This is a genomic window from Nocardia sp. NPDC058480 (genome assembly GCF_042720495.1).
In the GTDB taxonomy this organism is placed as follows: domain Bacteria; phylum Actinomycetota; class Actinomycetes; order Mycobacteriales; family Mycobacteriaceae; genus Nocardia.
In genome coordinates, this window is sequence record NZ_JBHXMN010000005.1 from 320090 (window position 1) to 345119 (window position 25030).

At 66.1% G+C, this 25030-nt stretch carries 26 protein-coding genes; 20 read left to right on the forward strand and 6 right to left on the reverse strand.

The features are described from left to right. Positions 1-32: 32 nt before the first annotated feature. Positions 33-1046: an NADP-dependent oxidoreductase gene (locus tag ACFWO8_RS15720; protein WP_378950444.1), complete on the reverse strand. Its 1014-nt coding sequence runs from the start codon at positions 1044-1046 to the stop codon at positions 33-35. Between the two features lie 200 nt (positions 1047-1246). Here ACFWO8_RS15720 and ACFWO8_RS15725 point away from each other — a divergent pair, with 200 nt between their 5' ends. After that, the gene (locus ACFWO8_RS15725; RefSeq protein ID WP_378950447.1) at positions 1247-1687 is read left to right on the forward strand and encodes an SMI1/KNR4 family protein; all 441 of its coding nucleotides are present in this window, start codon (positions 1247-1249) and stop codon (positions 1685-1687) included. An 82-nt stretch (positions 1688-1769) separates the two neighbouring features. Here ACFWO8_RS15725 and ACFWO8_RS15730 read toward each other — a convergent pair whose 3' ends face one another. After that, positions 1770-2246 carry a DUF1772 domain-containing protein gene (locus ACFWO8_RS15730; protein ID WP_378950450.1) on the reverse strand — a complete coding sequence of 159 codons (477 nt, stop codon included), beginning with the start codon at positions 2244-2246 and terminating at the stop codon, positions 1770-1772. Positions 2247-2569: 323 nt separating this feature from the next. On the opposite strand from ACFWO8_RS15730, the gene rox reads away from it, so the two are divergent. Beyond that, positions 2570-3994, forward strand: coding sequence for a rifampin monooxygenase (rox, locus tag ACFWO8_RS15735; RefSeq protein ID WP_378950453.1), 1425 nt, complete (start codon positions 2570-2572; stop codon positions 3992-3994). A 168-nt stretch (positions 3995-4162) separates the two neighbouring features. On the opposite strand, the gene ACFWO8_RS15740 is transcribed toward rox, so the two are convergent. Next, entirely contained in the window at positions 4163-4573 is a 411-nt protein-coding gene (locus ACFWO8_RS15740) for a winged helix-turn-helix transcriptional regulator (RefSeq protein ID WP_378950456.1), read from the reverse strand. A 112-nt stretch (positions 4574-4685) separates the two neighbouring features. Here ACFWO8_RS15740 and ACFWO8_RS15745 point away from each other — a divergent pair, with 112 nt between their 5' ends. Further along, positions 4686-5969, forward strand: a complete 1284-nt coding sequence (locus tag ACFWO8_RS15745) for an MFS transporter (RefSeq protein WP_378950460.1) — start codon at positions 4686-4688, stop codon at positions 5967-5969. Here ACFWO8_RS15745 and ACFWO8_RS15750 read toward each other — a convergent pair. Beyond that, entirely contained in the window at positions 5962-6858 is an 897-nt protein-coding gene (locus ACFWO8_RS15750) for an oxygenase MpaB family protein (RefSeq protein ID WP_378950463.1), read from the reverse strand. The genes ACFWO8_RS15745 and ACFWO8_RS15750 overlap by 8 nt on opposite strands. Before the next feature lie 5 nt (positions 6859-6863). After that, positions 6864-8030 (reverse strand): thiolase family protein, encoded by a 1167-nt coding sequence (locus ACFWO8_RS15755; RefSeq protein WP_378950466.1) that lies wholly within the window; start codon positions 8028-8030, stop codon positions 6864-6866. Positions 8031-8305: 275 nt separating this feature from the next. Here ACFWO8_RS15755 and ACFWO8_RS15760 point away from each other — a divergent pair, with 275 nt between their 5' ends. The 17 genes from ACFWO8_RS15760 to ACFWO8_RS15840 all read left to right on the forward strand — a co-directional run bounded on the left by ACFWO8_RS15760 (position 8306) and on the right by ACFWO8_RS15840 (position 23931). After that, the gene (locus tag ACFWO8_RS15760; RefSeq protein WP_378950937.1) at positions 8306-8530 is read left to right on the forward strand and encodes a hypothetical protein; all 225 of its coding nucleotides are present in this window, start codon (positions 8306-8308) and stop codon (positions 8528-8530) included. Next, positions 8530-8712, forward strand: coding sequence for a hypothetical protein (locus ACFWO8_RS15765; protein WP_378950469.1), 183 nt, complete (start codon positions 8530-8532; stop codon positions 8710-8712). The genes ACFWO8_RS15760 and ACFWO8_RS15765 overlap by 1 nt, the downstream gene beginning before the upstream one ends. Further along, positions 8709-9557, forward strand: coding sequence for an MlaE family ABC transporter permease (locus ACFWO8_RS15770; protein WP_378950472.1), 849 nt, complete (start codon positions 8709-8711; stop codon positions 9555-9557). The genes ACFWO8_RS15765 and ACFWO8_RS15770 overlap by 4 nt, the downstream gene beginning before the upstream one ends. Before the next feature lies 1 nt (position 9558). Then, positions 9559-10422 carry an ABC transporter permease gene (locus tag ACFWO8_RS15775; RefSeq protein WP_378950475.1) on the forward strand — a complete coding sequence of 288 codons (864 nt, stop codon included), beginning with the start codon at positions 9559-9561 and terminating at the stop codon, positions 10420-10422. 9 nt (positions 10423-10431) lie between these two features. Further along, positions 10432-11862 (forward strand): MCE family protein, encoded by a 1431-nt coding sequence (locus ACFWO8_RS15780; protein WP_378950478.1) that lies wholly within the window; start codon positions 10432-10434, stop codon positions 11860-11862. After that, entirely contained in the window at positions 11859-12881 is a 1023-nt protein-coding gene (locus ACFWO8_RS15785; RefSeq protein WP_378950481.1) for an MlaD family protein, read from the forward strand. Before ACFWO8_RS15780 ends, ACFWO8_RS15785 begins: the two co-directional genes overlap by 4 nt. Next, entirely contained in the window at positions 12878-13885 is a 1008-nt protein-coding gene (locus ACFWO8_RS15790; protein WP_378950484.1) for an MCE family protein, read from the forward strand. Before ACFWO8_RS15785 ends, ACFWO8_RS15790 begins: the two co-directional genes overlap by 4 nt. Further along, the gene (locus ACFWO8_RS15795) at positions 13885-14979 is read left to right on the forward strand and encodes an MCE family protein (RefSeq protein WP_378950487.1); all 1095 of its coding nucleotides are present in this window, start codon (positions 13885-13887) and stop codon (positions 14977-14979) included. The genes ACFWO8_RS15790 and ACFWO8_RS15795 overlap by 1 nt, the downstream gene beginning before the upstream one ends. Beyond that, positions 14976-16088 (forward strand): MCE family protein, encoded by a 1113-nt coding sequence (locus ACFWO8_RS15800; RefSeq protein ID WP_378950490.1) that lies wholly within the window; start codon positions 14976-14978, stop codon positions 16086-16088. The genes ACFWO8_RS15795 and ACFWO8_RS15800 overlap by 4 nt, the downstream gene beginning before the upstream one ends. Beyond that, the gene (locus tag ACFWO8_RS15805) at positions 16085-17269 is read left to right on the forward strand and encodes an MCE family protein (RefSeq protein WP_378950493.1); all 1185 of its coding nucleotides are present in this window, start codon (positions 16085-16087) and stop codon (positions 17267-17269) included. Before ACFWO8_RS15800 ends, ACFWO8_RS15805 begins: the two co-directional genes overlap by 4 nt. 11 nt (positions 17270-17280) lie before the next feature. After that, a complete protein-coding gene (locus tag ACFWO8_RS15810) occupies positions 17281-17934 on the forward strand; it encodes a hypothetical protein (RefSeq protein WP_378950496.1) in 654 nt (217 codons plus the stop codon). A 40-nt stretch (positions 17935-17974) separates the two neighbouring features. Further along, positions 17975-19231 (forward strand): TetR/AcrR family transcriptional regulator, encoded by a 1257-nt coding sequence (locus ACFWO8_RS15815; RefSeq protein WP_378950499.1) that lies wholly within the window; start codon positions 17975-17977, stop codon positions 19229-19231. Positions 19232-19358: 127 nt separating this feature from the next. After that, the gene (locus ACFWO8_RS15820; RefSeq protein ID WP_378950502.1) at positions 19359-20060 is read left to right on the forward strand and encodes a class I SAM-dependent methyltransferase; all 702 of its coding nucleotides are present in this window, start codon (positions 19359-19361) and stop codon (positions 20058-20060) included. 132 nt (positions 20061-20192) lie between these two features. After that, positions 20193-20840 carry a fasciclin domain-containing protein gene (locus ACFWO8_RS15825; RefSeq protein ID WP_378950505.1) on the forward strand — a complete coding sequence of 216 codons (648 nt, stop codon included), beginning with the start codon at positions 20193-20195 and terminating at the stop codon, positions 20838-20840. 122 nt (positions 20841-20962) lie between these two features. Further along, positions 20963-21610 carry an ECF RNA polymerase sigma factor SigK gene (gene sigK / locus ACFWO8_RS15830; protein ID WP_378950508.1) on the forward strand — a complete coding sequence of 216 codons (648 nt, stop codon included), beginning with the start codon at positions 20963-20965 and terminating at the stop codon, positions 21608-21610. Beyond that, positions 21607-22341, forward strand: coding sequence for an anti-sigma factor domain-containing protein (locus tag ACFWO8_RS15835; protein ID WP_378950511.1), 735 nt, complete (start codon positions 21607-21609; stop codon positions 22339-22341). The genes sigK and ACFWO8_RS15835 overlap by 4 nt, the downstream gene beginning before the upstream one ends. 48 nt (positions 22342-22389) lie before the next feature. Next, positions 22390-23931 (forward strand): molybdopterin-dependent oxidoreductase, encoded by a 1542-nt coding sequence (locus tag ACFWO8_RS15840; protein WP_378950514.1) that lies wholly within the window; start codon positions 22390-22392, stop codon positions 23929-23931. An 82-nt stretch (positions 23932-24013) separates the two neighbouring features. Here ACFWO8_RS15840 and ACFWO8_RS15845 read toward each other — a convergent pair whose 3' ends face one another. Then, the gene (locus tag ACFWO8_RS15845; RefSeq protein WP_378950940.1) at positions 24014-24988 is read right to left on the reverse strand and encodes an alpha/beta hydrolase; all 975 of its coding nucleotides are present in this window, start codon (positions 24986-24988) and stop codon (positions 24014-24016) included. Positions 24989-25030: the final 42 nt, after the last annotated feature.

A 25030-nucleotide genomic window follows, 5' to 3' on the forward strand; every position in this document is an offset into this window, starting at 1 on the left:
ATCGATTCCGGCGACCAACCGTTCGAGCAAGGTCAGGGCTCGGGTGCGATGCGGAGCAGTTGCTTGCCGAGGTTGCGCCCTTCGAAGAGGCCGCGCAACGTGGCCGGCGCTAGTTCGAAACCCTCGGCGACATCTTCGGCGTACACGATGTGGCCTTGGGTCATCCATTCGTGCAACCGGGCGAATGCCTCGGGGAATCGGTCGAGGTAGTCCAGAAAGATGAATCCCTCCATCCGTGCCCGTTTGAGCCCGAGTTGCAGGTAGTTGCGTGGTCCAGGAGGCGGTTCACCCGCTTCGTATCCGGAAGAGATGCCGCCGCAGACCACGATTCGGGCTCGCTCGGCGATATTCGCCAGTCCGGCATCCAGGATGGCGCCGCCGACGTTGTCGAAGAACACATCAATACCATCGGGAGCCAATTCGCGAAACCTCGCTTCGACGTCATCGGCCTTGTAGTCGATGCACTCGTCGAACCGGGCGACCTCGGTGACCCAGGCGCACTTGGCGCTACCGCCCGCGATCCCGATCACCCTGCATCCCAGGGCTTTCGCGATCTGGCCTGCGATGGAACCGGTCGCGCCGGCGGCTCCGCACACCAGCACGGTATCCCCGGCCGAGGGCCTACCGATATCGATCATGCCGAAGTAGGCGGTCAGGCCGGTCGCCCCGAAGATGCCGAGCATCATCTTGGGGTCGATACCCGGGGGAACGATATTGAGTCCCAGCAGCCCCTGGCCCGATGCGATCGCGTAGTCCTGCCATCCGACCATCCCACAAACCCACTCCCCCACTGCATACTCGGCGTTGCGGGATGCCACTACCTGACCGACACCACCTGCCCGCATCACCGCACCGAGTGGCACCGGATCCAGGTAGTTCGGGCCGTCATTGAGCCAGCCTCGCTGAGTCGGATCGAAAGCCAGCCAGACCACCCTGACGAGTGCCTCATCCGGCCCAGCGGTCGGGACCGGGCCGATCCTGAGCTCGAAGCTACTGTCGTCAACCATGCCCGCAGGTCGTTGGACAAGAATCCACTGGCGATTCATCCCATCGACGCTAACCTACCGATCCGATCACTGTCATCCGAGTTTCCTGGTTCCGCACCGGAGACTCAGCCTGCGATCACGGGCTCTCTCCCACGCGATATGGCCTATTGCGGAACGTCTCGACGACTCCGATCGAACGGCAAGATTTCGTCGTAAGAGACACGGGTTCAACGATGTTCATCGCATGGCAAGATCGGCGAATGTGGAAGGACCTGATCCGAGAACTCTATGCGGATGCGGAATTCGCACCTGAAGCTTCCGGCACGGAGGTAGACCAAGTCGAGAGCCATTTGGGCCAGGCCGTTCCGAACGAGTTGCGAGATCTGCTGCGGCACACTAACGGTGTGCTCGCCGAGTGGGGGTCCGGTCTCGTGTGGTCGGTCGAGGAGATCATCGATCAGAACACCCAGTTCCGCCATGATGCCGAATTCGCGGAGCTGTACATGTCCTTCGACCAGTTGATGTTTTTCGGTGACAACGGCGGTGGTGACCAGTTCGCCTACGTCCGACTGCCATCGGGACATAACACCGGCGTGTATGTCTGGGATCACGAAACCGATGACCGCAAGTGGGTTGCCGGTTCGTTGACCGACTACTTGCAACGGCGAGCAGGCGCCGAGGGTGACAGCTGGTACAGGTGACCGCGCCACTGCCCCTCGAGATCATGTCAAATACTCCTCGGTGAATTCGATTTCAGGTGTGCCCGCACCGTGGGGGCTGAGCTCAGAACAGGATGAGCGCGGCGCACAATCCGGCAATGGCGGTGAACTGCAGGGTGACCCGGTACTTCAGAATGCTGTCCCACTTGTCTTGCAGCGCACGGGCATCGGCCGGGATGATGCCGCTCATGGCAGCGGCGGTCTGCCGGGTATTGATCGGTTTGGCGATGCGGACGTAGAAGGCGAGCCAGGTGAGCAGCGCCGCCACCGTGATCCCCGCTGCGACAGCGGCGCCGATCCGGCCGGCCGCCAGCGCGATCACCAGTGTGAGCACCGCGGTGACCACACCGCCCACCCCGAAGACCGGCATGCGCTTGTCGCCGTAGTAGTGACCCCAGCCCGCACTCACGGTCACCGTCGCGTCATCGAGCTTGCGGTACACGGACCGCATGATCACGGCCCCGCAGACATCGGTGCCATAGACGATGGCGTTGGCGAGAACGGCGACGGCGGCGATGAGCTGGCCGGTGACAATGAGCATTTTCGGCTTCCTTTCCAACTTTCTAGCATCGCTAGATACTGGAGCAACGGTAACACCCGTCCGCCAGCCTGTCTAGCGCTGCTAGATTTCAGATCGCGGCCGCACGATCCACTCGGATCAGCAAGCTGCACATGCCGTTCCGGCCGAAGCGCGACGCGAGCGCGCAAAAATCTGCTTGCGGCAAGACTCAGGAGTGCCGCACAATGGGCGGCCGAGGCCAGGACCTGCGGAAATCCGGAATCTGCGAGATGCGTGCACGCGCGGCGCCTGCGGACGGGGATGCGCGGCTACTGGGTGGGCGAGATTGGGCGAATGGGTGGTTCATGTTCGATGTGATCATTGCCGGGCGTGGGCCGACCGGCGCGATGCTGGCCGCCGAACTGCGGCTGCACGATGTGCGGGTGCTTGTTCTGGAGAAGGAACCCGAGCCTGTGGCGTCGTTCGTCCGCATAGTCAGCCTGCATATTCGCAGCCTCGAGCTGATGGCGATGCGCGGACTGCTGGATCGTATTCTCGAACGCGGACGACAGCGTCCCGTCGGCGGTGTCTTCGCCGCGATCGCCAAACCTACGCCCGAGGGCTTGGATTCGGCGTACGCCTATCAGCTGGGCATCCCGCAGCCGATCATCAATCATCTCCTCGAAGAACATGCGATCGAACTGGGTGCGCAGGTCCGGAGCGGTTGTGCGGTAGCCGGTTTCGAGCAGGACGACGAGGGGGTGACCGTCGAGCTGGCGGACGGCGAGCGGCTGCGGTCGCGGTATCTCGTCGGTTGTGACGGCGCGCGCAGTACGGTGCGCAAGCTGCTCGGCGTCGGCTTCCCCGGCGAGCCCTCACGGACCGAGACGCTGATGGGCGAGATGGAAGTGGGTGTGTCGCAGGAGGAGGTCACTGCCATCGTGACCGAAATCGGCGATAAGCGATTCAGCCTCAGGCCCTTCGGCGCAGGGGTCTATAGCGTTGTGATCCCCGCCGCGGGAGTCAGCGATGATCGCTCGGAACCACCCACTCTCGAGGATTTCGAACAACAGTTGCGCGCCATCGCCGGAACCGATTTCGGCGTGCACTCCCCCCGCTGGCTGTCCCGCTTCGGCGATGCCACCCGGCTGGCGGAGCGATATCGGGTCGATCGGGTGCTACTGGCCGGCGATGCGGCGCACATCCACCCGCCCGCCGGCGGTCAGGGAATGAATCTCGGCGTTCAGGACGCAGTCAACCTCGGCTGGAAACTGGCCGCACAGATCCATGGCTGGGCACCGGAAACATTACTGGACACCTACCAGACCGAACGTCATCCGGTGGCCGCGGATGTCCTGGACAACACCCGCGCCCAGGTGGAACTGACCTCCACCGAACCGGGCCCGCAGGCCGCGCGCAGACTGCTCACCGAACTGATGGACTTCGACGAGGTGGCCCGCTACCTGATCGAGAAGATCACCGCGATCGACATCCGCTACGACTTCGGCGCGGGCCCCGACCTACTCGGCCGCCGTCTGCCCGACCTCGACCTGAAACAGGGCCGCCTCTACGACCGGCTACATCAGGGCCGCGGCCTGGTACTCGACCGCACCGAACACCTGACCGTCGAAGGCTGGTCCGACCGAGTCGACCTCATCACCGATCCCACTGTGGCACTGGATATTCCAGCGCTCCTGCTTCGCCCCGACGGCCACGTCGCCTGGATCGGCGAGCACCAACAAGACCTGAACACCCACCTCTCCCACTGGTTCGGCAAGCCCACCACCTGATTTCACCCGAGCATCCGACACGAACGCTGACCGCGCTCAGCGCGATTCCGAACACTGGCTTCGCACGATCAACCATGTCCGCCGCCGTACCCTCACCGTTCACCACCACGAACCCCAAGGCACCCTCGGCCGCCCGCTGTTGATACCGAACTGTCCCCGCGGCGAGGTTCATGTGCCCGGTGACGCTGATTCGGTTGAAGCGGATCCGCGGCTCGGAGTAGGCAAGGATTCGGCCAGACTCTCGACGTATTCCGCACCCCACTGGTTCAACTCGGTGACGAAGCCGCGCAATGCTTTCCCGGTCGAGGTGAGCGAATACTCCACGCGTGGTGGGACTTCGGGGAAGGCGTGTCTGCTGACGATGCCGTCTTGTTCCAGCTCGCGCAACTGGCGGGTGAGTACGCGGGGAGTCACCTCGCCGACCTTGCGGCGCAATTCGCCGTAGCGCAGGGGCTCGTCGAGGAGGTATTTGACGATTGTCATCTTCCAGGCGCCGCCGAGCACGGCGATGCTCACTTCGACGGGGCAGCTTCGCATCGCTCGCACGATCGGTGCACGGACTTCGTCCTCGGTAGCCATACGCTCGATGGTATCCGCTTCGTCCATATGGACAAGATTGTGCATACTGTTGATCCTGACCGGTGGTTGATAGAAACGAGGATAAGGACGTCGAGCAACGCGAAGGATTCCGGTGAGTATTTCCGAAGTCGATATCGAGCAGCGCGTGATCCGGCGGGTGCCCCGTTTTCATCCGGCGTGGACGATCGTGGCCGTGGCCGCCCTCGCGCTCATCGCGGCGGGAAGCTTCGCCACGATCGCGGGCCTGATCACCGAACCGCTGGTCGAGACGAAGGGGTGGAGTCGCACCGGCATCGGTGCCGCGGTGGCGGTGAACATGGTGCTCTACGGGGTGGTCGGGCCGTTCGCGGCGGCCATGATGGACCGCTACGGCATCCGCCGTGTCACCTCGTACGCGCTGATCGCGCTGATCGCGAGTTCGGTTCTCACCGCGCTCGTCACCCCGTCGGTGTTCTGGTTCGTGCTGTGGTTCGGCCTCGCCATCGGTGTCGGGACCGGGTCGATCACCACGGTGTTCGCCGCGACCGTGGCGAACCGGTGGTTCTACCGCAAGATCGGTCTCGCCACCGGATTACTCACCGCGGCAAGCGTATTCGGACAGTTCGCGATGCTGCCCCTGCTGTCGGTGCTGCTCGAACGGGCCGACTGGCGCGCACCCGTGCTCGCGTGCGGCGCCCTGGCCACGGTGGCGCTGCTCGGCGTTCTGCTTTTCCTGCGCGAAAGCCCCGCCGCGGTCGGCACCATCCGCTACGGCGCGGATCCGGACGCCGAACCGGTCGACACCGATCGCCGGATCAATCCGTTCGCCCGCACGATCACCGCTCTGCTGCGCGCCTTGCGCGACACCCGATTCTGGGTCCTGGCCACGATGTTCGCGCTGTGCGGGGCGACCACGAACGGCCTGATGTGGAGCCACTTCACACCCGCCGCGCACGATCACGGGATGGCCGCCACCGCCGCGTCGGGCCTGCTGGCCATCATCGGCGTCACCAACATTCTCGGCACCGTCTCCGCGGGTTGGCTCACCGACCGGATCGAACCACGGCTGCTCCTTGCCGTGTTCTTCCTCGGCCGGGGCCTCTCGCTCGCCGTCCTTCCGGTCTTGTTCACCAGCGGATGGTCCCCCGACCTCGTCGTCTTCGCCGTGGTGTTCGGCATCCTCGACGTCGCAACAGTGCCACCGACACTGACCCTGTGCCGCCACTACTTCGGCACCGACAGCGCGCTCACCTTCGGCTGGATCAGCGTCTTCCACCAACTCGGCGCGGGCGCGATGGCTCTCACCGGCGGCCTGATCCGCGACATCAACGGCTCCTACACTCCCCTCTGGATCACCGCCGCCCTCGCTTGCCTCACCGCCGCCGCGCTCGGCACCACCGGCTCCCGAATCAGATGAGCGCCTTCTGTTTCCGGATTCGGCGACGCACATCGCGGATCATCGCATTGGTGCCCGCGAACCTGATGAACTTCGGGATGAAGCGGTTGACGAAGCCGACGAACAGGAACAGGTGCTCGAAGCGGCGCTGGTCGGAATCGGTCCATTCGATCGCCATCTGGTCGCGGAAATGCGGCGGGAGAAAGCCGGCGGTCAGGAACTGCAGGAGGCTGCCGAACGTCACGCGCACCGACCAGTGGATCATCCGCAAGTGGAGCAGATCGTCGATGTAGGCGCGGAATTCGTCATCGCACACGACGTGTTCGCAGGCCCCGAGCCAGTACTCGTCGAATTCCGCGCGCGTCTTCGGCCACATGTCGGGGTGGACCTGGAGGGTGGTGCCGAAAGTGTCCGCGCCCTGGAAGAACGCCTCGAGCTCGTCGGGGGTCATCTTGCCGTGCAGCAGCTGATGGGTGTCCTCGAAACCGATGTAGATCGCCGCCGCCACATACATCTGCAGGTTCCGGTCGAAGGCGTTGTACTTCACTTTCGAGTCCGGCCCTGACCTGACCTGGCGGTGCGCGACGTTCACCGCCTCCCGCATCGCCAATTTGTCCTCGTCGGTGCCGAGCACGGCGACCGCGAGGTAGGCGGAGGTGGTGCGCAGCCGCTTCCACGGATGCACCATCAGCGCACCGGATTCCACCTTGCTCTCCATCACCCCGGCCGCGACACCCTGGTGCGCGAATTGCATCGCGACGTTCGCGGCCGCACCGGCGAACATCCAGAAGTCCAAGGCGTCGGCGAGTTGGGCGGGGCGTTTGCGGGGGGATCGGTAGGTGTCGGGAATGTGGAGGCGCACGCGGTCGAGGGTCAGCGCGTGATCGGGCGCCACGGAGTCCATGGTCATCGTGCTCACATCCGTTCGATGATTGTCGCGTTCGCCAATCCGCCTGCCTCGCACATCGTTTGCAGCCCGTAGCGACCACCGGTTTGTTCGAGGTGGTTGACCATCGTGGCGAGCAGTCGAGTGCCGGAAGCACCGAGCGGGTGACCCAGTGCGATCGCGCCGCCGCGCGGATTGACCCGGGCCGGGTCGGCGTGGAGTTCGTGTTGCCAGACGAGGGGAACGGGGGCGAAAGCCTCGTTCACCTCGAAGGTGTCGATGTCGTCGACCGTGAGCGAGACCCGCTCGAGCGCCTTGCGGGTCGCCGGGATGACAGCGGTGAGCATGAGCGTGGGATCGTCGCCGACGACGGCGAAGGAGTGGAAGCGGGCGCGGGGGGTGAGCCCCAGCTTCGCCGCCATGGCTTCGCTCATGATGAGTGCCGCCGACGCGCCGTCGGTCAGCGGTGAGGAATTGCCCGCGGTGACCGACCAGTCGATCTCCGGAAACCTGTCCAGCACAGCGGGATCGGTGAAGGCCGGACGCAGGCCGGCCAATCCGTCGACGGTGGTAGCGGCGCGGATCGTCTCGTCGGCGGTGAGTTCACCGGACGCCATCAACTCGGCGTCGAACCCGCCCACGGCCGCGGTGGCCGCCGCGAGCCGGTGCGATCGCGCGGCGAACTCGTCCAGCGCCGTGCGATCCAATTTCCATCGGGCAGCGAGGATTTCCGCGGCGATCCCCTGCCCGATCAGCCCGGCCGGATAGCGGGCGGCGAGCGGACCGCGCAGCGAGTCCTTGCCCTGGGTGTTGGAGAACATCGGCGCACGGCTCATCGACTCGACCCCACAGGCGATCGCCACGTCATAGGCGCCCGCGAGCACGCCCTGGGCGGCGAAATGCACGGCCTGCTGGCTCGACCCGCACTGCCGGTCAACCGTGGTGGCCGGGACCGATTCCGGGAATCCGGCAGCCAGTACAGCGGTCCTGCTGATGTTGTTGGCCTGTTCCCCGCTCTGGGTGACGCAGCCGCCGATCACGTCGTCGACGAGGACCGGATCGATCCCGGTGCGCACGACCAGTTCCGCCAGCACGCCTGCCAGCAGCGTGGCCGGGTGCACGGATGACAGCCCACCGCCGGGCTTGCCCCGGCCCGACGGCGTACGAACCACATCAACGATGACCGCGGACATCACGAACCTCCTGCACAGTCGCCGACCGTCGGCGCCCCTTCCGAGACTATGTTAATCACCATTCTTGACTCATCGGGGAGAATTGGTAGTAACTTATCACTGGCATGCAGGGTGGCTATCCGCTGATCACAGTCGCCTCATCGCTCATCTTTGAAGAATTGTCGGAAACATCATCAGATCAGACAAGAATTGTCGGCAACATCATCGGACCGTCAACGACATCGGCCACCAGCCATCGTCACCGACCGGTTCGTGAAGGAAGGAACACCGGTATCGCCATGTTGCGACGGCTGGACAGGTTTCTCAGTTACGAGATGAAGGTGTCGGAATACCTCGGCACGCTCATCATCATCGGCATCCCCTACGGTCTCGTCGGGGTCGTCTGGACACTCACCCATACCGGTCACCTCCGCGACCTTCACGGCGTCGACCTGGTCATATCGTTCCTCGGGTCCATCGTGTGCTGGCCGGTGCTCACCTTCGCGAACGTGACGATGACCTGATGATGGCGCTGGTCTGGTTCATCGACATCGTGGTGATCGTCGTCAAGATCCTGGGCGGGCGGACACAGGTCAATCCCGTTCTCCGCGTGGGCATGTGGATCGCGCTGCTCTGCGTGCTCGTCCTCGGCGTGGCCGCGGTCGGCGCACTCCTGGTCCTACTCGAACATTGGCTGAGCGTATGACGCGACCCGCTACCGAACCGTCGGAACTCGACAAGATTGTCGACAGTGCCACCGGGCTCTGGCGACGGCACCCGCAGCAGTCGATCGAGACACTGGGCAGGCAGGTTCTGCTCGCCAGGGCCACGATCGCGCAGCTGTTCCTCTCCATCGCGCAACGGCGATTCCCGTTCCAGGAGTTCATCAAGCAGTGCGCGTTCATGGCGAACGTCTCGGCCCTGCCGACCGTCTTCGTCGCGATCCCGGTCGCGGTAGTGGTCTCGATCCAGGTCGGCGCCCTGGTGAATCAGGTCGGTGCCACCACCTTCATCGGCGCGGTGGCCGGGCTCGGCATCATCCGCCAGGGTGCGCCACTGGTCACCTCGCTGATGATCGCGGGCGCGGTGGGTTCGGCCATCTGCGCCGACCTGGGTTCGCGCACCATCCGGGAGGAGATCGACGCGATGCGGGTGATGGGGGTGGATCCGGTGCGCAGGCTCGTCGCGCCGCGACTGGCCGCCGCCGTGCTGGTCAGCATGCTGCTGTGTGGGTTCATCGTGTTCGTCGGCTTCGCGACCGCGTACTTGTTCAACGTCTACGCCCAGCACGGCACACCGGGGTCGTTCATCGGCTCGTTCGCCTCGTTCGCGGTAGCCAACGACCTGATCGTCGCGCTGGTCAAGGCGGCCATCTTCGGCGTGCTCACCGCGATCATCGCCTGCGACATCGGATTACACACCAAAGGCGGACCGGGCGGGGTCGCGAACTCGGTCAATTCGGCGGTGGTGTCCTCGGCGCTGATGCTGTTCGCCACCAACATCATCGTCACCCAGCTGTACAACACCTTCTTCCCGTCGAAGGTGGTCTGAGATGGCAGCCGAATACATCCCGCCCGTGCTGCGGCCGGTGCGCGTGGTCGGTGCGGCGGCGAAAGCGCCTGTGCGAGTCAACCAACGGGTCGGACATCAGGCCATCGTGTTCTTCCAGGCGCTGTTCGCGATTCCGTTCGCGCTGCGGCACTACCGCAAGGAAGTCGCGCGCCTGGTCGCCGATGTCGGGTGGGGCAACGGCTCGCTGATCGTGGGCGGCGGCACCGTCGGTGTCGTAGTGGTGCTGTGCGCGTTCGGCGGCATCACCGTCGGCGTGGAGTCCTATACCGCGCTCAACCTGTTGACCATGGGCCCACTCACCGGCGCCATCTCCGGTTTCGCCACCACCCGCGAAATCGCGCCGATCCTGGGCACCCTGGCGTTCGCCATCCAGTCCGGCTGCCGGTTCACCGCCCAGCTCGGCTCGATGCGGATCTCGGAGGAGATCGACGCGCTCGAATCCATCGCGATCCGCCCGCTGCCCTACCTGGTCACCACCCGGATGATCGCGGCCACGCTGACCATCGTCCCTCTCTACACCCTCGGCCTCGCGGTCGCCTATGTGGCGACCAAGCTGTCGGTGCTGTTCCTCGGCGGTACCACCGCGGGCACCTACGACCACTACTTCTTCCAGTTCCTGCTGGGCGGCGACGTGTTCTTCTCGGTGCTCAAGGTCGTGATCTTCGTGCTGATCGCCACTTTCATCCAGTGCTACTACGGGTACACCGCCTCCGGCGGTCCCGAAGGTGTCGGAGTGGCGGCCGGACGTGCGATCAAGATGGTCATCGTCGTGATGGTGTTCACCAATCTCTTTCTCACCCTTGCTATCTGGGGCATCGACCCCGGATTCCGGATCTCGGGATAGGTCGCCTCGATGATGCTCGATCCCAGTGGCCGCGGGCCCAAACCGCTCCAGCTCACCCTCGCGGGCCTGGCCGTGGCCCTCACTTTCGCGGTCGCGCTGTACCTGCTCGCGCTGCGCTACAACGGCGAGTTCGAAAACACGGTGGTGGTCGGCGCCGAACTGACCAGCACCGGCGACGGCCTACCCCAGCGCGCCGACGTCAAGTACCGGGGAATGATCGTGGGAGCGGTCTCAGCTGTCGACATGGTCGCCAAGGGCAGGCTCCAGCACGCCACCCTCGAGCTGAAACCCGGTATCGCCGCGACGATTCCGGATACCGTCACCGCGCGGGTGATCCCCGACAACATCTTCGGTGTCACCTCGATCCAGCTGGTCGACAACGGCGCGGCCGCCGCCACGCTGCGTGCGGGCGCCACCATCCGCGAGGACACCAGCTCGGCGACCATTCAGTTGCAAACCACGCTCAACACCCTGCGCGACGTGCTCACCACCATCCAGCCGGAGAAACTCGGCCGGGTGCTGGCGACGCTGGCCGCCGCGCTCGACGGTGGCGCGCGCGTGCCCGGCTCCACCATCGAGCGCCTCGATACCTGGCTCACCGAGGTGCACCGGATTCCCGAGATCGGCGGTCTGCTCGGCAATCTCGGCCGTGCGTCGATGGCGTTGAGCCAGTCCGCGCCCGAGCTGGTCGGCATGCTCGGCGATTCGCTGACCGCCGCGAACACCCTCAACGAGCACCGCACCCAGCTGGTCGCGCTGCTCACCGAGGGCAACTCCACCGTCGAAGCGGTGAACAGCTTGTTCGCCGCCAACCCGAATTCGGGCAAGGACCTGGCGGCAGGGCTCGACACGGTGTTCGGCGCGTTGGCCAAGGATCCCGCCGCCCTGCAGTCGGCCGCGGCTAATCTCAATGTCTCGCTGCACAAGCTGCAGCAGGTGTTCCACTTCGGGCCGCGCAAGCAGATGGTGTGGAAGATGGACGTCTCGTTCACTCCGTTCCAGCAGTACACCGCGGCGGATTGTCCGCGCTACGGCGACATGTCCGGGCCGCGCTGCGGTGGGCCGACAGTGCCGGACGTCGCACCGCCACAGGAGTATCCGGCCCAGCAGCTCCCGCGACGCGTCGAGGCGGCCGGTCCCGCACCGACGGTGGAAATTCCCGGCATCGGCGGCGGCCTACCCATCGCACCCACGATCCCCGGCCTGCCCGCGATTCCGGGACTACCGTCGATTCCCGGGCTGCCCGCCATCCCCGGAATCACCGCACCGGCCGCCGCACCGCTGCCGAATGCCGGTGCGGCGACACCGATCTCACTGCGGGGATATGACGCGGTGGCGGCACTGGTCGGCGGGCGGCCCACGGTGACCCAGCTGCTGCTGCTCGGTTCGATCCTGGGCAACGTCCCCCTCGTCCCCGACACCGAAAGTGCCGCGCAATGAAATCGACGAAAGCGCTCATCGGGTTCAGCTTGTTCGTCGCCCTCACGGTCACACTCACCTATACCGTCTGGTCGACACTGCAGCGCAGCGTGCCGGGCAGTACCCACAGCTACTCGGCACTGTTCACCGATGTGCTCGGGCTGCGCGTGGGTGATGACGTCCGGATGGCCGGTGTCCGGGTCGGCCGCATCGACAAGATCGATTTCACCGACGACTACACCGCCCGCGTCGACTTCCGGATCGAGGCGCGCCAGCACCTCACCGATACGACGAAAGCGCTTGTCCGCTACCAGAATCTGATCGGCCAGCGCTATGTCGCCCTGGCCGCGGGCAAGGACGCCGGCGTGACCGTGCCGCCGGGGGCACAGATTCCGCTCACCCGCACCGAGCCGTCCTTCGACGTGTCCTCATTGCTGTCGGGATTCGAACCGCTGTTCAGTGTGCTGCAACCCGACCAGATCAATTCGCTGTCGGAAACCCTCATCCAGGCACTACAGGGCAATGAGGTTTCCCTGTCCGCCTTGATCACCCAGGCCGCCGAACTGGCGAACACCTTCGGCCAGCGCGACGAGATCCTCGGCGACGTGCTCGGCAACCTCAGCGCGGTGATGTCGGGTCTGGCCAACCGCAGCGGCGAACTGGAAACCCTGATCACCCAGACCCGCAGCCTGATGGACGGGCTCTACGCGGAAGGACAGACGTTGAAGAGCTCCGTCGACCGGGTGGCAGGCGCCACCGACTCCCTGGTCACGCTCATCGGCCAGGTGAAACCAGGCATGGGCGAGGCGCAGCGCACCGCCACCGAGGGCGTGATGATGCTGCTCTACAACGGTGCCGCGCTCGACCGCGCCGCCGTGGAACTTCCCGACTTCCTCAACGGTGTCGCCCGGTTCACCAGCTACGGCGCCTACGGCAACGCCTACATCTGCCGACTCGACGTCTCGCTGTGGAACGTGGTATTGCCGCCGGGGTTGTTCTCCCAGATCGGCGGCGAATCGCAGTCGGGGGTGTGCCGATGATCGGCAAGCTCGCGTTCCTGCGCGACAACCGCAACCTGCGCCTCGGTCTGGCCGCGGTGCTCGCGGTGGCGGTGCTGCTCGGCGGGTCCAGCCTGCTCGCCCAGCTCCGCCTGGGCGACAAGACGATTCACGCGGAGTTCGCCCAGGCCGCCGGGTTACGGCCGGGTGCCACCGTCGATATCTCCGGTATCGAGGTCGGGGCGGTGCGCGCGGTCGAGCTCGTCAACGATCGGGTCGACGTGACCCTTGCCGTGCGCCGTGACCTGCGACTGGGCGCCGACGCCAAGGCGGCGATCAAGATGTCGACCATTCTCGGCAGGCTCCACATCGACCTGAAGCCGGGCAAGGGCACCCCGCTGAGCGGCAACCGGATCACCGTCGAGAACACCTCGGTGCCCTACAACCTGAGCAAGGTGATCCAGGACCCGCAGTACACGTCCTCGTTCGAACGGATCGAGCGCCTCGACCCGAGCAAGCTGCGGACCGCGCTCGACCTGCTCGACAAGCAGATGGGTGACTCCCCCGCGATGGCCGTGCAGGCACTGGACAGCATCGGCGCACTCGCCCAGGTGATCAACGCCCGCCGTGACGAAGTCGACCTGCTGCTGAAAAGCATGGACCAGGTTTCCCAGCTCGTGTCCGACAACCGCAACAGCGTGCTCGTGCTGCTCACCCGCGGTGAGGCGATCGGCGCCGCGGTCCAGACCAGACAGACGCTGCTCACCCAGCTCCTCGACAATGTCGCGGCGCTGTCGAAGCTGTTGCAGGACATGGGTATCGAGAACAACGGCGAGCTCGGTCCGCTGATCGCCAACCTCGACACCATGGCCGACGGCCTGACCAAGAACAAGGAGAACCTGGACCGGATCTACGAGATCGCCCCGGTCACCCTGCGCCAGTTCAACAACGTGGTCGGCAACGGCCCCTACGGCGAGGTCTGGGCACCGTGGGTCTTTCCCGACAACTGGCTGTGCTTCGCGCAGGCCGTACAGGGGTGCAACTGATGAGAAGCAGAATCAAACTGGCGGCGCTGTGCGTGGCCGCTGTTGTCGCCTCGGGTTGTTCGCTGCTACCCAGCAGTGTGTCGAGTCTCGGCGACCGGTACTTCGGCGAGAACAAGCGCATCAGCGCCGATTTCGAGAGCGTGGCCGGGCTCTACGTGGGCAACGAGGTGTCGGTACTCGGCGTTCCGGTCGGGGTCGTGGAATCGGTGACGCCGCGTGGCAGCTACGTCGAGGTGGTGATGTCGGTGAACAGCGATGTGCGGATCCCGGCCGACGCGATGGCCGCGCTGATCTCGCCGCAGCTGATCACCAACCGGCATGTGGAACTGGCGCCCGCCTATACCGGGTCCGGCCCCGAACTGGCCGACGGTGCGCATCTTCCCCTGTCCCGCACCAGAACTCCCGTCGAACTCGACCGCATCCTGGAGAATTTCGACCAACTCGGCGCCGCCCTGAAAGGCGACAGCGAGGCGGGCCCGATGGCCAGCCGGGTGCTGTTCCCGCTGCTCGACGGCAACGGCGACCGGCTCCGCGAAACCCTAGAGGCACTGTCGTCGGCCTTCGAGGTGACCTTCGCCAATTCCGACCAGATCTCGAACACGGTCATCCGGCTCAACGAAATCACCCAGATCATCGCCGAGAACGACCAGACCGTCCGCGATTTCAGCGGCCGGATCACCGAACTGCTGGCCCTGCTCGGCGCGCAGGCGCCCGGTTTGCAGGCCGTGCTGACCCAGCTCGACGACTTCGTCACCAACACCTCCTCGGTAGTCGGCCAGAATCAGGATCAGCTGGCGGGCGCGCTCAGCAAGTTCGTCGCCATCGCCGCCCAGATGCGGGCCAACGCACGCGGACTCACCGAGATCATCGACATCGGACCGATGTTCTTCGACAACATCGACAACGCGATGAGCAGGGAACGCCAAGCGCTGCGCCTGCACGGACTACTCGACAAGGCGGTGCTCGACGGCGAGGCACTGTCGCTGTTCTGCGAACGCGTCCAGATGCGCCTCGACGGCTGCCGCACCGGCAAGATCGCCGACTTCGGCCCGGACTTCGGGCTCACCGCCGCACTGTTGGGAATCACGAAATGAACCTGCGCACAGCCGTTTCCGCCGCTGCCTGCGCCGCGGTTGTCGTGTCGGCGAGCACCGCGTGCTCGCTCACCGTGCGCGAGCTGCCGATGCCCGAACCCGGTATCGGTGGCCCCGGCTATACCCTGCACGCCGCTTTCCGCGACGCACTGAACCTGCCCGACCGCGCCCAGGTGAAGATCGGCGGCACCGATATCGGTGTCGTGACCGATATTTCGACCACGTCGTTCCTGGCCGACATCGAAATGCTGATCCGCGAGGACATCCAGCTGCCGCGCGGTACCACCGCCGAACTGCGTCAGGCCACCCCACTCGGCGACATCTTCGTCGCGATGACCCTGCCCACCGACGCGGACGCGGGCGCCCCGCTGCGCGCGGGCGAGACGATCGGCATCGAGCACACCGGCTCGGCAGCCTCGGTGGAACAGCTGATGATGTCGATCTCGATGCTGATCAACGGTGGCGGCATCAACCAGGCCGCGCGGATCACCTCCGAACTGGATTCGATCTTCGCCGGGCACGCACCGCACCTGCGTCACCTGATCACCGAGATGACCGACGTCATCGGTGCGCTCAACCAGCGCACCGGCGACCTCGACGCCACCCTGCACGGCTTGCAGGTGCTCACCGCCGAGCTCGCGGGCCGCAAGGCCGAACTCGGCGCCGTCGCCGACAGCTTTCCGCAGCTGATCGGCCTGGTCGCGGAGAACAACCAGTCGATCGTCGACCTGATCGGCAAAGTAGCGGTCACCATGGACGCGCTCGGCGACTTCAGCACCAGCAATGGGCCGCAGTTCGTGAGCCTGTTCCAGAGCGTGCAGAACCTGATGTCGGGATTCACCCTGATGGGCGACGACCTCACCGGCACCCTCGATGGTCTGCACACGCTCTATCCCTCGCTGATGGCCAGCCTGCAGGGCCCGACGCTGGCGGTCGCGGCGACGGTGTCCTATCTCGACATCGGCGCACTCACCGACCCGTCGGGCAGCCGCTGGCCCGAAGCGGGCGATGTGCCCGCGTTCATCGGCAGTCTCGCCGAGGTTCTCGCGAAGGTGTTCGGTCGCGTGACCAGCATCCCGCAACCCGCACCGCAGGAGGGTCCGCGATGAATTCACCGCTGTGGCAATGGCTGGTGCGCAGGCGGGTCGCCGTCGCCAATGCCGGGCTCGTGGTCGTGCTCGTCCTCGGCAGCCTCTATCTGGGCGGCGCGGTGCTGCGGATCGATCCGAGCCGTTCGCACTATGTGGTGACCGTGGAGCTGGCTACCTCCGGCGGATTGACCGCCGGCAGCGATGTCACCTTCCGTGGCTGGCGGGTCGGCCGGGTCGGCGCGGTTCGCGTGTCCGGTGACGGCGTCGCGGCGGTGGCCGAGATCGACGGGGGCACAAGGATTCCGGTCGGTGGCACGGTCGCCGTCAACCGGTTGTCCGCGGCGGGCGAGCAGTACCTGGACTTCCGTCCCGTCTCCGAGAGCGGGCCCTATCTGCGCGACGGTTCGGTCGTCGAGCGCGCGCAGACCTCGGTGCCGGTGCCGATGCAATCGGTGCTGGCGAACATGAGCGGTCTGGTCGGCGGCATGAATCCCGAACGGCTCACGGTGATCGTCGACGAACTCGACAAGGCGCTCGCCGGGGGCCCGGATCGGTTGCGCAACATGATCTCCGGGATCAGCAGGGCGATGGCCGGGCTCACCGAGCTACTGCCACAGACTCAGCAGTTGCTGCGCAATCTCGAGGTCATCGCGGAAACGACCTCGCACGCGCAACCGGACCTCAGCACGCTCACCGCGTCGGGCACAGCCCTGTTCCGGCAGTTCACCGCCGCCGACGCCGAGGTACGGCACCTCATGGAACAGGGCCCGGGTCAGTTGGCGACGTTGGGCGGGTTCGTCTCGCGCACCCACGATCCGATCACCGATCTGGTGACGAACTTCGTCGCCATCACCAAGGCCGCCAAACTCCGGCAACCGGCACTCGAGGCGCTGTTCCCGTCGCTGAGCCGCTTCGCCGATGCGATCGGCGTTCCGGCACACGACGGCGGCTTCTTCACCCTCATCGACCCGTGGCCACGGCCGACGTGTGAATACGACACCGTCCCGGTGGTGCCGACGACCGAGACCACCGACACCAGGGTGCGTCTCTACAACTATTGCGTCACCGCCAATCCGGCCCTGCAGGTGCGTGGTTCGGCCAATGCGCCGAGGCCGCCGGGGCCCGACAACGGCGCGGGGCCGCCCCCCGGCGTCACCGGCAACGAACTGTCCCAGCCCGCCGTCCCCGCACCACGTTGAGGAGTTCCAGCATGACCAGCGACGACAAAGACTCGAACGAACCGATCACCGATTCCGGCGCGACCACGGCGGACCCGGCTCCCGAGACGACGCCGACCGCCGAACCACCGGCTACGGAATCGGCTGCGACCGCCGACCGCGAGGAGTCGTGGTTGCGGGGACGCACGGCCGCTGTCGTCGCGTGCGTCGGTGTGGCTGTGGTCCTGTGCGCCTCGCTGGCAACCTCGGTCGTCTTCTTCGTGCAGAACCAGCAGAACAAGGACCTCCTGCGAGCCCAGGAACAGGCACGCGAGGCCGCCTGCCACTACGGGCCGGTGCTGGCCGACTACGACAGCTTGCAGCTCGACGAGTACTTCGCAGCGGTGCTCGACGGCTCGACCGGCGACTGGAAGAAGCAGTTCGAGTCGACCAGCACCGAGTTGCGCGAGGTGCTCACCCAGGGCGAAGTCACCTCGGAGGTCACCGACACCCAGTGCGCGATCCGCACCGCCGACGCGGACTCGGCCGAGGCGATCGTGGTGATCCGCCAGACCATCACCAGCCTGGGAACCCAGCACAAACCCAAGCCCGGCCAGCTGTCGATGGTGCTGAGCCTGCGCGCCGACAACGGCCGGTGGCTCGTCGAGAAGGTGAATTCCCCGACGCCGACCGCGCCTGCCCAGTGAGCGAATCCGGTGAGCTAGCCCGCGGTTACCGGGCGATAACATGACAGACGAGATGGGCAGGACGACGAACGAACACGCGGCACAATCGACGGCGGACGCGCCACCACGGGTGGTCAAGCGCAGGCCGAAGAACCGGCGTGCGCAGATCGCGGCGGAATCGGCGGCCGCGTTCGGCGCGCACGGCTACCACGGCGTCAGCATGGACGACATCGCCCGCAGGCTCGAGATCAGTTCCACCGCCCTCTACCGCCATTTTCCGAGCAAATACGCGCTGTTCCGGGAGGAACTACTGCGGTTGTCGGGGCTGGCGCGCAGTGCCGTCGAACTCCCCGACGACGCTGCCGACTGGTCACCGCGCCAGCGCCTCGATCACGTTCTGGACGCGATCATCGCGCTCACCATCGCCAACCGCCCGACCGTCGCGCTGGCCCGGTGGGAGCGCCGCTACCTCGAGCCCGCCGACTTCACCGAGTTCACCGCACAGTTCACCACCGCGATCGCCGCGGTGCGTGGCCTCATCCATGACGTGCACCCCGAACTCGACGGCTACGACCGCGTGGTCCGCACCGTTTCGCTGTACGCGGTGATCAGCAGCATCGGCGACCATCACGCGACCGTCTCAGCGAAAGCGCTTGCCCCGCTGCTCAAAGCGACCGCCTGGGCATTGATCGACGCCGATCTGTCGGGTGAGCGAAGTGCCGCGCTGGTTCGGCGGGCCACCGAGCGGCCGGAGCCGTTCAAACATGAACTCTTGCTGCGCAAGGCGGTGGAGCTGTTCCACGAGCGTGGCTATCCGAACGTCAGTATGGAAGACATCGCCGTCGCGGCGGACTTGTCGGCTGCCTCGGCTGTATATCGCTACTACCGCAGCAAGAGCGACCTGCTCGCCGCGGCGTTCCGGCGCGCGGCCGACCGGGTGTCCGGGGCGATCACCCCCGCGGTGACCGCCGCCGATACCCCCGCCGAGGCGCTGGGGACACTGATCGACCTCTATGTCACCGGGTCCTTCGACGAGCGGGCGCTGACCTTCGTCTACTACGCCGAATTCACCCATGTCGACCCCGCCGATCAGGTAACCCTGCGCCACCTGCAGCAGTTGATCATCACCGAATGGGCCAAACTCGTGGCGCAGGCCAGGCCGGAGCTGTCGATCGGCGAGGCCAGAATCCTCGTGCACGCGGCGTTCAGCCTGGTGGTCGACCTCGGCCGGACCTTCGGCGATGACGGAATCTGCCCGCAGGACACCGTGATCCGGCTGCTGCAGACCATCACCCTCGGTCGTCCGCTGCCCTGCTGACGCGCGCACGGTCCGTACTGGATCGGCGCGCGCGGCGCGGTCATTATTCCCGATGTCGTGGCACCGCAATGTAGTCGGACTACGCTGGCCGCCATTGCCGCCCATCGATGAATTGAGGGGATCAAGCGTGACCAGCAGCGAATTCGCGTACACCGGGTGCGACAACCTGGAGGCGATGACCGAAGCGGTCAATTACAACAAGTTTCTGATCGACTGCGTGGATAAACATGTCGCGTCGCCGGACCTGCGCATCCTCGACTTCGGTGCTGGTCGGGGCACCTATGCCGACATGTTGGCCGAGCGGCGGATCGTCCCGGATTGTCTCGAACCCGACGCCGAGTTGCAGAAATTGCTGCTGTCGAAGGGCTACAAGGTCGTCGATTGCGACGCCGAGCCCTCCGATTCCGAAATGTACAGTCTCATATATTCTTTCAACGTTTTCGAGCACATCAAGAACGACCAGGAAGCCTCGGAACACCTCACCTCGCTGTTGCGGCCGGGCGGGACGCTGGTGATCTATGTGCCCGCGCTCGAGATGCTGTTCACGTCGATGGACACGAAGGTCGGGCACTACCGGCGTTACCGCCGGACCCAGCTCGAGCGCATTCTGCGCAATGCCGGGCTGGAGATCGTGGAGTCGCGCTACTGCGACCCGATCGGCTTCTTCGCCACCTTGGCCTACAAGATCATCGGCAGCGACGACGGCACGATCAACACCCGAGCGCTGAAATTCTACGATCGAGTCCTGTTCCCGCTCAGCAAGGTCATGCAGGTCGTCACCGGCAAGGTCTTCGGTAAGAACATTCTCGTCGTCGCCACGAAGTCCTGACTCCTCGGGCCGAGGAGGCCGCGCGCAAATCCGATCAGATCGGCAGCCATCCGAGGAGGTGAGCCAGCCGAACTCCGTTGCGTCCAAACCAGTGCGGCGTCCGTGCCGCCTCGACGGAAGTGACGAAAGACCATGCGATCGATGCGCAGTGCCCTCATGGCGGCAGTACTCCTCGGCTCGGTGCTCGGCGCCTCTGCCTGTTCCGACGACGACTCGAGCACCACCGCACCCACCTCCTCCGCGCCGATGACCTCGGCGCCCACCACCTCCGGCGCTGCCGCCGCTTCGGGCCTGGTCGGTCCGGGGTGCGCGGAATACGCCGCCCAGGTTCCCAGCGGTCCCGGCTCGGTCAGCGGAATGGCACAGGACCCGGTGGCCACCGCCGCGTCCAACAACCCGATGCTCACCACCCTCGTGGCGGCGGTCTCGGGCAAGCTCAACCCCCAGGTCAACCTGGTCGACACCCTCAACGGCGGCCAGTTCACCGTCTTCGCGCCCGTCGACTCCGCCTTCGCGAAAATCGATCCGGCCACCATCGAGTCGCTGAAGACCGACTCCGCCACGCTGACCAAGATCCTCACCTACCACGTGGTTCCCGGCCAGATCGCCCCGCAGTCCATCGCGGGCACGCACAAGACAGTCGAAGGCGCTGATGTCACGGTCAGCGGTGCGGGCAACAGCATCAAGGTCGGCGACGCGAACGTGATCTGTGGTGGCGTCGGCACGGCCAATGCCACCGTGTACATGATCGACAGCGTGCTCATGCCGCCTGCAGCCTGATGTCGGCGATGATGGCGCCGCTGAGGCTCGTAGGATCGGACGAGAAATATCTCGGCGGCGCCCATCCGAACGTATGGGCTGGCCGAAGTCCTTCTCATGCCGATGCGAGCAGGAAGCACACGATGACGAACCGGCCGGGCTCCTCACCGATCCGCCTGCGAGCGGTCGCCGATCCGGCGACCGCTTGCCCGGCGGGTGCCAAGCCCGACCATGCCGCCCAGGCCCGGCTGGTAACACTGCTCGGCGACGTCGCGGCCGGTGATCGTGCGGCGTTCGCCGAGTTCTACCGTGCCACCAGCCCCCGGGTGTTCGGTCTCGCGCTGCGGGTGGTGCGCAACCACGGCGCCGCCGAGGACATCGCCCAAGAGGTGTTCCTGCAGGTCTGGTCGCTGGCGCCGGACTACGACGCCACCAAGGCCAGCCCGATCGGCTGGCTGCTGATGCTGACCCATCGGCGCGCGGTCGACCGGGTGCGAGCCGAGCAATCGGCCACCAGCCGCGACCTCGTCTTCGGCCATGCTCACCTCGGCTGCGACCACGACATCGTGTCCGAGGAGGTGATCCAGCGCCTCGACGAACAGTCGGTGCTGGATTGCCTGGAGACCATGACCGAACTGCAACGCGAGGCGGTGGCGCTGGCTTACTACAGCGGGCGCACCTATGTCGAGGTCTCCGAGACCTTGGCAGTGCCGTTGCCGACGGTGAAGAGCCGGATCAGAGACGGCTTGAAGAGACTCGAAAATTGTTTGACCGGAGGGAATTTCCGATGAGCGAGACAGATCGGCGGACCCCTTGGTCATGGATGGATGAGGCCTACCCGTACGCACTGGACGCGCTGGACCAACAGCAGCGGCACGCTCTCGACGAATGGCTCGTCGCGGCCGGACCCGACCACGCGGAGGAGTTCCACGCCGCCGTGCGCCGCATTCAGGAGACCATCGCGGCGCTGACCGTGTTCGACTCGGTGCCACCACCCGCGCGACTGGAATCCGCGCTGATGCTGGCCTTGGATCAACACGATTCGCGCAGGCATCCACTCGCGCGCCGCGGCGCTCTCGGCCGGAGCTGGCATGTGCGGTGGTTGACCGTCGCGGCGGCGGCGATCGTGGCTGTCGGCGCCGGGGTCGGCATCGCGGCGGTGATCGAACGCGCGGATGAGGGGTCGAAAGCGGTCACCGCGCAACAGGTGCTCGACCAGCCTGACAGCCGGGAGTCCTCGGTCACCGTCCCCGGCGGCGGGTCGATGACAGTGTCCCAGTCGAAGGAGCTCGGCGCCGCCGCGGTGTCGTTCAGCGATTTGCCCACCCTGCCCGCCGACCGCACGTACCAGCTGTGGTTGGTGCCGCCCGCGGGCACACCGAAGTCCGTGTCGGTGCTGGATGGTTCGGTCTCGATCGTCACCGCAGTCGATGCCGCCGACACCCTCGCGATGACCGTCGAACCCGCCGGTGGCTCGCCGGCGCCTACCCCGCCGATAATCGTCAGCTTGACTGTCGGCTGACCCGCCCCGGCGGGTCATGCCGACACTCGATACCTCAGGAGTGACAGCATGATTCGCCGCATCGGGTTCACGCATCGGCCGATGAGCCGCACGGCGGCGGCCGCCGCGACTACGGCGGCCGCCGCCGTCGTCCTCGGGGTCGGACACCTCGTGGCCGCCTTCCTCGATCCGACGTCCTCGCCGTTCTTCGTACTCGGCGCGACGGTGGTCGACCGGACGCCGAAGTGGCTCAAGGACAATGCCATTCGCTGGTTCGGCACGAACGACAAACTGGCGCTGGCCATCACGATGGGTGTGGTCATGGTGGCGGCGGCCGCACTGATCGGCCAGGTGACCCGCCGCAAGCTCGCGCTGGGAGCTTGCTGCCTGGGCGGTCTCGGCCTGGTCGTGGCGGTGCTGGCGCTGTCCAGGCCGACCGCCACACCGTTGTTCGCCATCCCCGCCGTAGTCGGTACGTGTGCGGGGATCGCGGCGCTGTGCGCGCTCTTCCTCGTTCCGGCCGATGCCGGTCGGCAGGCAGGGCCCACCCGTCGCGGGTTCCTGCTGGCGCTGGGAGTAGTGGTTGCCGGTGCCGCGGCGGCGGGCACCGCGGGGCGGGTCATCGGTCAGCGACTGCGCGATATCGGCGCCGACCGAGCGGCTTTCGTCCTTCCGCGGGTGGCCGATCCCATCCCGCCGGTCACTCCCGAGATGGATCTCTCGGTTCCCGGTTTGACCCGATTCATCACTCCGGCAGCGGATTTCTATCGCATCGACACCGCGTTGCAGCTTCCGTCGCTGACCCGCGACCGGTGGCGTCTGCGCATCCACGGGATGGTGGACCGCGAAATCCGGCTCGACTTCGACGAATTGAGCGCCCGGCAGGCCGTCGAATCACTCATCACACTCACCTGCGTCTCGAACGAAGTCGGCGGCGGCCTCGCCGGAACCGCGACCTGGACGGGCTACCGCCTCGCTGATCTGCTGCGGGAAGCCGGCCCGGCTCGCGATGCCGACATGGTTCTGTCCCGCAGTATCGACGGATTCACCGCGAGCACCCCGTTGGCCGCTATCCTCGACAACCCTGACGCGCTGCTCGCCGTCGCGATGAACGGCGACGCCTTACCCGTGGCCAACGGCTACCCGGCACGGATGATCGTGCCCGGCCTCTACGGCTACGTCTCGGCCACCAAATGGGTGGTCGACCTCGAACTCACCCGCTTCGACCGCGCCGCGGCGTACTGGACCGAACGCGGCTGGGCCGACCGTGCGCCCATCAAGACCGCGTCCCGGGTCGATGTCCCCGCCGCGTTCGCGAAGCTGCCCGCCGGACCAGTGACCGTCGCCGGAGTCGCCTGGGCACAGGGCCGCGGTATCACCGCCGTGGAGGTCCAGGTCGATGACGGCCCCTGGCAGCAGGCCACGCTTGCCGCCGCGTACTCCATCGACACCTGGCGCCAATGGACCTGGGTGTGGAACGCCTCCCCCGGAACTCACTCGCTGCGAGTGCGCGCCGTCGATGCCACCGGCACGGTGCAGACCGACGTGCGGACCACACCGTTCCCCGATGGTGCCACCGGACGGCATTCCCGGGTGGTGACAGTGCGCTGACCTGCGACGGCACAGAAACGAAGTCCCGATGACCGCGGAGCTGGTCATCGGGACTCGTTGTCGCAGTTGCCCTGCGATGGACTCAGTTCGTCCGGCTGCCGACCGACTGCGCCAGGAACGGCCATGATGTTTTCAGGTCGTCCTCCCAGTAACCCCACGAGTGGGTGCCTACGGGTCGTTCGTCCAGCGTGACCGGAATGTTCAGCTCGCGCAGGCGGTTGGCGAGGTTCATCGTGCAGAAGTGCACCGCCGCTTCGATGGGGCCACCGAGGGCGATCTGGACCGGGAGGGGGATCCTGCCCTCCTGGACGCGTTTATCGGCGGGCGTGTCGTGGGGTGCGCCGGGGACGCCGGTGCCGGTGCTCAGGTAGACCTCGGTGCCGCGCAGCTTCTCCGCGTTGACGAGCGGATCATTGGCTCGCCACAGCGGGCCGTTACGCGGCCCCCACATGTTCTCGATGCTCTGCCCGCCACCCCAGTTCTCGACCGTGATCCGAACGAATTCCTGGCCGATGGGGTCCGAAGTCTGCGCGCAACCGCTGTAGGAGGCCACGCTGTTCCAGAAGCCCGGCTTGGCGATCGCCAGGTTCAGCACCGAGGTGCCACTCATCGACACACCGACGATGGTGCGGTTGCCGTCGGCCCGGAGGAATCCCTCGATCACCGACGGCAACTCCTCGTTGAGGAACGTCTGCCATTTGTTGCGGCCGAGCACGGCGTCGTCGCGCACCCAGTCGGTGTAGTAGGAGCTGGCACCCCCGACCGGGGACACGACATTGACGTCCTTGCCGCTGAGGAACTCCACGGCATCGGTCTGCGCGTCCCATCCGCTCTCATTCGGGCCGCCTTGGGAACCATTGAGCAGATACATCGTCGGTCGCGGGTTCTCGGTGTCGGCGGCCCGGATGACCTGCAACGGGATCGGCTTGTTCATCGCCGGGGAGAAGACGGTCACCAGCTGGCGCCTGCCGTCGATGTCGTCTGCCGAGACCACACGGGCGGTCTCGGGCTCGGCGGCAGCGACACCGGTGGGTAGCGCCAGCCCTGCGAAGGCCAACGCGCCCACCAGCGCACTGTGCGCTGTCGCCGTACGGATCGA